This window comes from Spirilliplanes yamanashiensis (assembly GCF_016863475.1).
In the GTDB taxonomy this organism is placed as follows: Bacteria; Actinomycetota; Actinomycetes; order Mycobacteriales; family Micromonosporaceae; genus Spirilliplanes; species Spirilliplanes yamanashiensis.
In genome coordinates this window covers 167833-178587 of record NZ_BOOY01000028.1, presented here as the reverse complement: position 1 = coordinate 178587, position 10755 = coordinate 167833, and the positions used below count along the sequence as shown (strand labels likewise).

Genomic DNA, 10755 nt, shown 5'->3' with positions numbered 1-10755 from the left:
GGGGGGGGGCCGCAGGCCCGGCCTGCTGGGCGGCCCGACCGGCCTGCGGAGCGGGCCGTTTGAACCCCTACAGAAAGTTCTCACGGGGATGATGTTGGCGGGTGATCTCGACGGTCGGGTGTGACCCGAGTAGCGGCGGCGACCGGGAGGCCAACAGCGCCCTCTGGCGCATCACCCTGGTCAGAATGCGCTGCCACCAGCCCACCAAGGACTACGTCGCCCGCCGCAGCACCGAAGGCAAGACCAAGACCGAGATCATGCGATGCCTCAAGCGCTACATTGCCCGCGACCTTCGCCCACCTTAGCCAGGCATCCACCGGCCACAGGTAAGCGAGGCACACCTGCCACGATCGAGCCATGCTGCGATCCGTCGAATTAACGGCAGTTCTTGCCCTCAGCGACGCGCCCTTCCATAACCTGCACTGGAAGAGCGACGTCGAACTCAGCCTCGACTGCTTCATCTGCCAACGGACCGGCCGCACCACAGCGTTGCAGCACGGCGCAGAACAGGGAACGTGCTCCGGCGAGAGTAAGACCGGCCGGCACCCTGCACCCGCACGGGTATCCGCGTTCGACCACACCACCGAGCGGGGACGAACCATCCTGCGAGCCGTGGTGGACTACTGGTGGGCACCTTTCCACGACGCCGAACGGGACCAGCCGTCGTCGGCCCTGACCCGCACGCCGTGGGTCCGACTGCACCTTGGCTACCTCTGCCCGCAACCAGCCGGGTCAGGGACCATCTCGACACAGAGCAATCTCATCCGCCCGCAGACCCACACCTGCGAGCACTGCGCCGCACCCATCGCCCACAGCCACGAGACACCTCGGATCCAACTCCTCACCCAAAGCATCGGCACCAGCAACGACGCCAACTGCGCGAAATGGGAGCGTCCGGACACCAGGGACTCGGCTGTCGTGCCTTGAAGAAGCTGGGCGACAAACTGGTAGCGGGACGCGGGTGACACTCCGTTGAGCGGTTGGTGATCGGCAGAGACCTGAGATCATCGACGGATGTGGGCTCGTATTTCCAAGATCGGACGAGGGTCGCCGGTCATGGTTGACGCCACGGTTGCCGGCCAAGCGCTTCATGCCGTGTGGATCGGTGAACTGCCTCGCGTCGGCGAGTCTGTAGATGTCGAGCTGGACGTTCCTGGCCCGCACGCGTGGGGTGACACCGTCACGCTCGACGTTCCGGGAGGTGAGCTTCCTGGTGGTCCCTGGCTGCACGGTGTTGTCGAACTACAAGATCACGAAGGTCTGGTGACCTTACGCATCGCGGACGGTTTGGTGGCCGTTGATGTGGAGGGCAGCTGGCCGAGCCTTACCCCCGGAACCAAGGTTGCGGTGCTTGCTCAAAGGGTCCTGCTCTATCCCACCGGCATATGACCGAGAGTCGGGAGTACTGAGGAGCTGGCGCCGCGGGTGCCGTTCTGGACGCGACGGGCGCGCTGTGGTCGATGTCCTCTTCACGGTCGCCATGAGATTGGGCATACCAGGAACTCGGCATGCCTTGGGCCGTCGACCGCCCGCCTGACACCAAACGATCTTGAGCGTTCTCTTGGACTCGAAACGGGCGGACCTTTACTCGACAGCCCTGGCACGACCGCCAGGATCAGTACGCCAGAGCAGCGCGGTCCCCGGTCGCGCGGACCACCATCTTGCTCCGTACACGCAAGATCGGTGGCTCGGCTCACTCGGCGCCCTCCGGAAAGGTAGCTCCGCCGAACTCGTCATCAGACCAGCCCGGACGCCACCGCCTGGGCGAAGCCGATCAAGTCGGACCAACAGTGGCGTGACCTGGCACTACTTCTTCCGTCAATGGTCGACGTTGGGTCTCCCTGGTCCACCTTCCACGGCCTGGATACGGCCTGATCTTGAAACCACTCCCCCGCCCGGGCGGCACCACCAGGACCCGTGACCGATCGAGTCGCGGCAGCGCGGTCAAGGAGAGCCGGGCGTGCTGGTCAGCTGTCACGTCCGGCCGGTCGGGACCGACTGGGGTCGTCTGAGTTGCTGTACTTCTTGGCTGTACGACCACCACACCTGCGGGCGGCGCAGATTCGTTCACGTCGTGTGAGGGGCATCTTCACCTGCCGTCGCCCTGAAACGTTGCGACCCGTGCTTGGGCGGTAGCATGGGCCTGTTGCCCCGGACCCTGGTGAACTGCTGGATTGTTTTCGTCTCGGTGGCCGTCCAGCGGGTGCGTGACCTGCCAAACTGAGCGCGACTCGCCGCCGTTGATACCGGCAGCTGGGTGGTGACCGTCATGCGCGACTCCGTGATCGATGACACGCACAACCCCCGCGTCGTCTCGGGCGGTGTGAACCCCGTGGGGGATGTGACGTTTTCCCAGGTCGCCCGCCTGGAGCTTGACGAACTCCTTGAACAACTGATGCTGCAAGTGCGAGACGTACAAGGGGCACAGGGCCGACTACGTGGCCTGTTGCGTGCGTTCCTGGCGGTGGCACAGGCCGGCAGCCTCGACACGGTGCTGCTGCACGTGGTGGAGGCCGCGCGCGAGCTTGTCGACGCAAGGTACGCGGCCCTCGGCGTGGTCAACCAGGGCCGCCTGACGCGATTCGTGCATACCGGCATGGACAGCAAGACGGTAACCGCGGTTGGCCGCCTGCCCGCGGGTGAAGGACTCCTCGGCCTGCTGGTCGACCATCCGCATGCGTTGCGGCTCGCGGACATCGCCGCCCACCCTGCCTCGAGCGGGTTCCCCGAGCATCACCCGCCGATGCACTCATTCCTCGGGGTGCCGGTCCAGATCGGTGGCCGGGTATTCGGCACCCTGTACCTCACTGAGAAGCAGCACGGCGCTGAGTTCACCGGGGACGACGAACAACTCGCGCAAGCGCTGGCCTCAGCAGCGGGCGCGGCTATCGAGAACGCCATGCTGCTGTCGGAGAGCCGGCGACGGAACACCTGGCAGAACACGATGGCCGAGGTCAGCACTCAACTGCTGGCCGGTACCGACACCGACGAGGTGTTGCGGCAGCTGGTCCACCACGCCCGAGAAGACCTGCACGGGGTCGCCGCGAGCATCAGCGTGCCCAGCGACGACCCAGAACAGCTACGCCTGGCCGTCACCGAAGGGAATGACGATGATTCCCGGCAAGGCAGCCTCATCGCGCTGGCGGACTCGGTCGGCGGCGCCGCGATCACCGCCCGGCAGCTGATCGTGGTCAACGAGCGGCGTTCGAGCGTCGACCACGCGGCCGGCTCGCTCGCCGAAACCGTCGCCGTGCCGTTCATAGGGGTCGACGACAGGGTCAACGGCGCACTGACGGTGTCCCGAGCACCGGATGCCGAACCGTTCGGCCAACTCGATCTCGACCTGGTCGCCGCGGTCGCCGCGCACGCCGGGCTGGCCCTGCACCTGAACGAAGTCCGGGCAGACGCCGAACGCCGCCACCTGATCGACGATCGTCAACGGATCGGCGAAGACCTGCGCCACCACGTCATCCAACGCCTGTTCCGCCACGGACTGGCACTGCAGGGCGTCGCGTCACGATCCCACTACCCGCTTACCCGCAGCGCGGTGCAAACCCAGATCGACGAAGTCGACGCGATCATCCACGACATCCGCGCCGCCGTATTCGCCCTCCACCCCACCTGGACGGCGCCCGACGACCCCCCGCGATCAGCTCAACAGGCCGACGGCGCATCCTGACGGAAAGCGGGCCGATCGGCACTCACACCATGGCCTTCGCCTCTGCCCCCACATCGGGGAACCGGGCAGCGTGGCCGGTGGAGGTGAGTCACGGTGACCCACGTCGCAGCACAGCGCACCGCACAGGTTGTGGTCGGGGTGGACCGGACCGGCACCCACGACAACGCCGTCCTGACCGCGAGCCTCGAACACGCCCGCCGCAGCGGCGCCGACTTACGTGTCGTGCACGCCATCACCGCCGATGTCGAGTTGCCCGACGCACAGGTCGGCAGCACAACTCGCCGCCGGCAACTCGCCGCCCGGCATCACCTCGCCCAAGTCGCGGCCGCCGACCTGCGCCGCCAAGTCCACCAACTCGACGCCTCCGCCGCCGTGCACTACGACATCCAATACGGCGACCCGGCCACGATCATCCTCGCTGCCGCGCAACACGCCGAACTGATCGTCCTCGGCACCCATAGCGACGGCAACCGATGCTCCCCGCTTCTGCTCGGCACCGTCAGTCAAGACATCGCCGTGCACGCTACCTGCCCGGTACTGCTCATACCCGCCGGCCACCAGTCACAACTCACTCAGCGCCCTGCCGAAAAGTAGTCGATGCGTCCATGAGGAGTTATCCCGTCTGCCTGGGCTTCGCCATGTCGGGCCGGCACCGCGGGCGCAGACACGCCTTACCGTTTGCGTCCGCGGTGCCGGTCTGCCATCCCGCTGGGCAGGCAGGCGGGATGACGCCGGCACCCATCCCGGAGCCCTGCCCGTCCGGCGAGGACAACAGCACTTGCACCCTCGCGACTCGGAAGCCCCCGACCTACCGCAATCGAGGCAGGCCGGGGGCTTCTTCGTATCTTCGCGCCTGCCGCCGGGCTGCAACCGTGACGCCGTGGACGCAGTCCTAAGGCGTCAGGGCGGGCCTCTGGCCCGGCCCTGCGGGGCGGCGCGACGGCCTGCGGAGCAGGCCGCTTGGCCACGCGGCCCCGGATTCACGCTCCGCGTCTTCACGCACCTCATGCCGACCAGCGAGGACCGAACCCGCCGCGCCATCGACGACGCCTTCGCGGACGACCCGGAACCCGTGACGGCCTGGAGACGGCCTGATCATGTATTTCCGGGCCATTCCGCCGGTAGAACCGCAGGTCAGAGGCGGTCTGTCGGTCACTTGGCGTTGAAGTACGACGCCTCCGGGTGGTGGACGATGATCGCGTCGGTGGACTGCTCGGGTTCGAGCTGGAACTCCTCCGACAGCACCACGCCGATGCGGTCCGCGCCGAGCAGGTCGACGATCTTCGTGCGGTCCTCCAAGTCCGGGCAGGCGGAGTAGCCGAGCGCGTACCGGCAGCCCCGGTAGTCGGTCTTCAGCAGGCCGGCCAGGTCGCGGGGGTCGGAGTCGGCGACCGTGGCGCCCGACGGCAGGGTCAGCTCGGTGCGGACCCGGCGGTGCCAGTACTCGGCCAGCGCCTCGGTCAGCTGCACGCTCAGGCCGTGCACCTCGAGGTAGTCGCGGTACTCGTCGCGGGCGAACATCTTGGCCGTGTACTCGCTGATCGGCTGGCCGACCGTGACCAGCTGCAGGGCGACCACGTCCAGCTCGCCGGAGTCCTTCGGCTTGAAGAAGTCGGCGAGGCACAGGCGGCGTTCCTGGCGCTGGCGCGGGAACGAGAACCGGACCCGCTCGCTGTGGCCGTTCTCGTCGAGCACGACCAGGTCGTTGCCCTCGGAGTAGGCCGGGAAGTAGCCGTACACGACGGCGGCCTCGAGGACCTTGTCGGCGGTGAGGCGGTCGAGCCAGTGGCGCAGCCGCGGGCGGCCCTCGGTCTCCACCAGCTCCTCGTAGGACGGGCCGCTGCCGCCGCGGGCGCCGCGCAGGCCCCACTGGCCGAGGAACGTGGCGCGCTCGTCGAGCAGGGCGCCGTACTCGGCCAGGGCGATGCCCTTGACGACCCGGGTGCCGAAGAACGGCGGGGCTGGCACGTCGGCGTCGGTCGCGACGTCGGAGCGGACCGACGAGTCGGTGACGTCGGGCAGGGTGTCGCCGACGCGGGCGCGCTGGGCCTCCCGGCGGGCCCGGCGGGCGGCCAGGGCGGCCTCGCGCTCCGGGTCGACGACGGAGGCGCCGCCGCGCTTGGCGGCCATCACCCGGTCCATGAGGGACAGGCCCTCGAACGCGTCGCGGGCGTAGTGCACGTCGCCGGCGAACATGGAGCGCAGGTCGTCCTCCACGTAGGCGCGGGTCAGCGCGGCGCCGCCGAGCAGCACGGGGTACTTGTCGGCGACCCCGCGGTCGGACATCTCCTGCAGGTTCTCCTTCATGATCACCGTGCTCTTGACGAGCAGGCCGGACATGCCGATGGCGTCGGCCCGGTGCTGCTCGGCGGCCTCGATGATCGCGTTGATGGGCTGCTTGATGCCGATGTTGACGACGTCGTAGCCGTTGTTGCTCAGGATGATGTCGACGAGGTTCTTGCCGATGTCGTGCACGTCGCCCTTGACGGTGGCGAGCACGATCTTGCCCTTGCCGGACTCGTCCTCGTTCTTCTCCATGTGCGGTTCCAGGTACGCCACGGCGGTCTTCATCACCTCGGCGGACTGCAGCACGAACGGCAGCTGCATCTGACCGGAACCGAACAGCTCGCCGACGACCTTCATGCCGTCGAGCAGGATGTCGTTGACGATCGCCAGGGCCGGGCGGGTCTCCAGCGCGGAGTCCAGGTCGGCCTCCAGGCCGTTGCGCTCGCCGTCGATGATGCGGCGCTTGAGGCGCTCGTCGAGCGGCAGCGCGGCCAGCTCCTGCGCGCGGGTGGCGCGGGCGCTGGTGACGTCGACGCCCTCGAACAGCTCCAGGAACTTCTGCAGCGGGTCGTAGCCCTCGCGGCGGCGGTCGTAGACCATGTCGAGGGCGACCTGGCGCTGCTCCTCGGGGATCTTCGACATCGGCAGGATCTTGCTGGCGTGCACGATGGCGCTGGTCATGCCGGCCTGCACGCACTCGTGCAGGAACACCGAGTTGAGCACCTGGCGGGCGGCCGGGTTGAGGCCGAACGAGATGTTGGAGATGCCCAGGGTGAAGTTGACGCCCGGGTACAGCTCGCTGATGCGCCGGATCGCCTCGATGGTCTCGATGCCGTCGCGGCGGGTCTCCTCCTGGCCGGTGGCGATGGGGAACGTCAGGCAGTCGACGAGGATGTCGCCCAGCTCCATGCCCCAGGTGCCGGTCAGGTCGTCGATGAGGCGCGACGCGACGCGCACCTTCCAGTCGGCGTCGCGGGCCTGGCCCTGCTCGTCGATGGTGAGGGCGACGACGGCGGCGCCGTGCTCCTTGATGATCGGCATGACCCGCGCGTAGCGGGAGTTCGGGCCGTCGCCGTCCTCGTAGTTGACCGAGTTGACGATGCACCGGCCGCCCAGCATCTCCAGGCCGGCCTCGACGACCTGCGGCTCGGTGGAGTCCAGCATGATCGGCAGGGTGGACGCGGTGGCGAACCGGCCGGCCAGCTCGCGCATGTCCTGGGTGCCGTCGCGGCCGACGTAGTCGACGCACAGGTCGAGCAGGTGCGAGCCGTCGCGGGCCTGGCTGCGGGCGATCTCGACGCACGCCTGCCAGTCGCCGGCGAGCATCGGCTCGCGGAACGCCTTGGAGCCGTTGGCGTTGGTGCGCTCGCCGACCATCAGCACGCCGGCGTCCTGGCGCATCGGCACGTGGTGGTAGACCGACGAGGTGCCCGGCTCGCGTCGCGGGGTGCGCGGCACCGGCGCGGCGCCGGCGAGGCGCTGCGCGACGGCGGCGATGTGCTCGGGCGTGGTGCCGCAGCAGCCGCCGACGAGGTTGAGGCCGTAGTCGCCGACGAAGCGCTCCAGCGCGTCGGCCAGCTCGGGCGCGGTCAGCGGGTAGTACGCGCCGTCGGAGGTCAGCACCGGCAGGCCCGCGTTCGGCATGACCGACAGCGGCACCCGGGCGTGCTGGGCGAGGTAGCGCAGGTGCTCGGTCATCTCGGCCGGGCCGGTGGCGCAGTTGAGTCCGATGAGGTCGATGCCCAGCGGCTCCAGCGCGGTCAGGGCGGCGCCGATCTCGCTGCCCAGCAGCATCGTGCCGGTGGTCTCGACGGTGACGTGCGCGATGATCGGGACCGTGCGGCCGACCTCGGCCATGGCCCGGTGCGCGCCGACGATGGCGGCCTTCTGCTGCAGCAGGTCCTGGCAGGTCTCGACGATGATCGCGTCGGCGCCGCCGAGCACCAGGCCGGCCACGTTCTCGTGGTAGGCGTCGCGCAGGGTGGCGTACTTGGTGTGGCCGAGGGTCGGCAGCTTGGTGCCCGGGCCGACGGAGCCGAGCACGTACCGCGGCTTGTCGGCCGTGGCGTGCGCGTCGCACGCCTCGCGGGCGATCGCGGCGCCGGCCTGCGACAGCTCGCGGATGCGGTGCTCGATGTCGTAGTCGCCGAGATTGCCGAGGTTGGCGCCGAAGGTGTTGGTCTCGACACAGTCGGCGCCGGCCGCCAGGTACGCCTCGTGGACCCCGCGGACCACCTCGGGCCGGGTCACGTTGAGGATCTCGTTGCACCCCTCGAGGCCCTGGAAGTCCTCGTCGACACTGAGGTCGGCGGCCTGCAGCATCGTGCCCATGGCGCCGTCGGCGATGAGGACACGGTCGGTGAGCGCGGCGAGGAAGTCGGTCTGCACCGTCCCAGGTTAGTCGGCCCCGCCGCGCATGCCGAACCGCACACCCTCCGGGTGGGACGGCGCGGCCGACGGGCCGTCGCCGCCCGGGCCACGTAGGCTGGCGCCGTGACCGAGTTCGACGGGCTTCCCCTGCTGAGATCTCCGGTGGCGATCGCGGCCTTCGAGGGCTGGAACGACGCCGCCGACGCCTCGACGGCTGCCGTCGAGCACCTGGAACAGGTGTGGCAGGCGCGGGAGATCACCGCGATCGACCCGGAGGACTTCTACGACTTCCAGGTCAGCCGCCCCTCCATCACCATGGCCGAGGGCGAGACGCGGCAGATCGAGTGGCCGACCACCAAGTTCCTGGTGGCCAGCCCGCCCGGCGTCGAACGCGACGTCGTGCTGATCCGCGGCATCGAGCCCAGCATGCGCTGGCGCACGTTCTGCGAGCAGGTCCTGGAGGTGTGCCACAGCCTGGAGGTCACCCGGGTGGTGCTGCTCGGCGCGCTGCTGGCCGACGTGCCGTACACGCGACCGCTGCCGATCAGCGGCTCGGCGTCCGACAAGGAGCTGACCGCGAAGTACCGGGTCACCCCCACGAGGTACGACGGGCCCACCGGCATCGTCGGCGTGCTGCAGGACGCGGCCACCCGCGCCGAGGTCGACGCGCTGTCGTTCTGGGTGCACGTCCCCCACTACGCGAACAACCCGCCCTGCCCGAAGGCGACGCTCGCCCTGCTGCACCGGGTCGAGGAGGTCCTCGACCTGCCCGTCCCGATGGCCGACCTCGCCGAGGAGGCCGCCGAGTGGGAGCAGCGGGTCCGCACCGCCGCCGAGCAGGACGCCGAGCTCGGCGAGTACGTCCGTGAGCTGGAGGAACGCGTCGGCGACGAGGGCATCCAGCCGCTGACCGGCGACGAGATCGCCAGCGAGTTCGAGAAGTACCTGCGCCGCCGCGGCGGCTCCGCGGGGCCCACCGCCGGCTCCTGGTAGCCGGCCCGGCTCAGGCGCGCACCGCGTCGACGGCCGGTCCGGCCAGGGCCCGGCGGGCCGCGCCGAGGCACGCGGCGAGGGTCAGCGCCACCGCGGCCGCCGCGACCGCCGCCCCCGGCCACAGCGCGACGGACGGCCAGGGTTCACCCGTCCGGGCGTATCCGAACGGCAGGATCGTGACCAGCGACGCGGCCGTGCCGGCCACCACCCCGGCCCCGGCGACGGCGAGCGCCTCCACGGCGACCGTCCGCAGCACCTGCGCGCGGGCCGCCGCGTCCTCGACGGCCTGCATGACCACCGTGCCGGTGGTGACGCCGGTGAACAGCACCACCGGCATCAGGGCCCCGCCGACGGCGACGGCCGGGCCCGCAGCCGCACCAGCGCCAGCTCGCCGGCGACGCCGCGGCGCAGCGGCCGGTCCAGCGCCGCCGCGGTGGCGCGCAGCAGCCGGAACAGCCCCCGGCCGAGCAGCAGCCCCGGCAGCACCGCCGCCGCGGCGCCCGCGAGCCCGACCGCGGCCGCCTCGGCGACGACCATCCGGCGCACCTGCCGCGGGGTCGCCCCGGCGCTGCGCAGCAGCTCCAGCTCGGCGGCGCGCCGTCAGCAGCGTCGCGCCGAGCACGGCCGACAGGAACGTGGCGAGGAACGCGCCGGCGCGGTGGCGCAGCGTGGCCAGGGCGACCGCGATCACGCGGCCACCACCCGGTCGGCGAGGTGGGCGAGGCGCTCGGCGACCGCGTCGGCGGTGGGCGCGGCCAGCTCGCCGACGATCCGGCCGTCGGCGAGGAACAGCACCGCGTCGGCCGCGGCGGCGGCCACCGGGTCGTGGGTGACCATGACGACGGGTGCGGCCGAAGTCGCGCACCGCCTCGCGCAGCAGCGCCAGGACGGCGGACGCGCTCGCCAGGTCCAGCGCGCCGGTGGGCTCGTCGGCGAACACCACGGCCGGGCCGGTCACCAGCGCCCGGGCGATCGCGGCGCGCTGGCGCTGCCCGCCGGACAGCTCCCCCGGCAGCCGGTCGGCCAGCCCGGCCAGCCCGGCCAGCCCCACCCGGGCGAGCACGGCGTCGCACCGGTCCCGGACGTTCTGCCGCACGGTCCGCGACGGCGGCAGGTTGAGGTCCTGGAACACGAAGCCCACCCGGTCGCGGCGCAGCACGGTGCGCTCGCGCTCGGTGCGCCCGGTCAGCTCGGTGCCGCCGGCGAACACCCGCCCGGCGGTGGGCGCCACCAGCCCGGCGGCGCAGTGCAGCAGCGTGGTCCTGCCGGAGCCGGACGGCCCCGTCACGGCGGTGAAGGTGCCCGCGGCCAGGGCGACGCTCACGTCGTCCAGCGCGACGACGGTCGATCCGTGCACCATCGGCAGGCCCGGGGTCCGTGCGGCGTATGTCGAAGTTATGCGTACACCGTATTCAGGGCTCTGCCTG

Annotated in this window: 8 protein-coding genes and 3 pseudogenes; 7 read left to right on the top strand and 4 right to left on the bottom strand. The window is 70.5% G+C overall.

The window, feature by feature from the left end; genetic code table 11:
• Window positions 1-134: 134 nt before the first annotated feature.
• From Sya03_RS19925 to Sya03_RS31995, 6 genes and pseudogenes are all read left to right on the top strand, one after another.
• A pseudogene (locus Sya03_RS19925) lies at window positions 135-305 on the top strand (IS110 family transposase); the annotation flags it as partial.
• A gap of 52 nt (window positions 306-357) precedes the next feature.
• Window positions 358-927: a hypothetical protein gene (locus tag Sya03_RS19920; protein WP_203939843.1), complete on the top strand. Its 570-nt coding sequence runs from the start codon at window positions 358-360 to the stop codon at window positions 925-927.
• A gap of 129 nt (window positions 928-1056) precedes the next feature.
• A complete protein-coding gene (locus Sya03_RS19915; protein ID WP_203939842.1) occupies window positions 1057-1389 on the top strand; it encodes a hypothetical protein in 333 nt (110 codons plus the stop codon).
• An 880-nt stretch (window positions 1390-2269) separates the two neighbouring features.
• Entirely contained in the window at window positions 2270-3679 is a 1410-nt protein-coding gene (locus Sya03_RS19910; RefSeq protein WP_203939841.1) for a GAF domain-containing protein, read from the top strand.
• Between the two features lie 93 nt (window positions 3680-3772).
• Window positions 3773-4273 carry a universal stress protein gene (locus Sya03_RS19905; RefSeq protein WP_203939840.1) on the top strand — a complete coding sequence of 167 codons (501 nt, stop codon included), beginning with the start codon at window positions 3773-3775 and terminating at the stop codon, window positions 4271-4273.
• 379 nt (window positions 4274-4652) lie between these two features.
• Window positions 4653-4739: pseudogene (locus Sya03_RS31995) on the top strand (tyrosine-type recombinase/integrase); the annotation flags it as partial.
• Between the two features lie 92 nt (window positions 4740-4831).
• On the opposite strand, the gene metH reads toward Sya03_RS31995, so the two are convergent.
• Entirely contained in the window at window positions 4832-8353 is a 3522-nt protein-coding gene (metH, locus tag Sya03_RS19900) for a methionine synthase (protein WP_203939839.1), read from the bottom strand.
• A 105-nt stretch (window positions 8354-8458) separates the two neighbouring features.
• Between metH and Sya03_RS19895 the strand changes: the two genes are divergently transcribed.
• Entirely contained in the window at window positions 8459-9328 is an 870-nt protein-coding gene (locus tag Sya03_RS19895) for a PAC2 family protein (RefSeq protein ID WP_203939838.1), read from the top strand.
• 10 nt (window positions 9329-9338) lie between these two features.
• Here Sya03_RS19895 and Sya03_RS19890 read toward each other — a convergent pair whose 3' ends face one another.
• The 3 genes and pseudogenes from Sya03_RS19890 to Sya03_RS19880 all read right to left on the bottom strand — a co-directional run bounded on the left by Sya03_RS19890 (window position 9339) and on the right by Sya03_RS19880 (window position 10688).
• Window positions 9339-9665, bottom strand: a complete 327-nt coding sequence (locus tag Sya03_RS19890) for a hypothetical protein (RefSeq protein ID WP_203939837.1) — start codon at window positions 9663-9665, stop codon at window positions 9339-9341.
• Complete coding sequence (locus Sya03_RS19885) at window positions 9665-9865, bottom strand: hypothetical protein (RefSeq protein ID WP_203939836.1); 201 nt, start codon at window positions 9863-9865, stop codon at window positions 9665-9667. The genes Sya03_RS19890 and Sya03_RS19885 overlap by 1 nt, the downstream gene beginning before the upstream one ends.
• Before the next feature lie 150 nt (window positions 9866-10015).
• Window positions 10016-10688: pseudogene (locus tag Sya03_RS19880) on the bottom strand (ABC transporter ATP-binding protein).
• Between the last annotated feature and the right edge of the window lie 67 nt (window positions 10689-10755).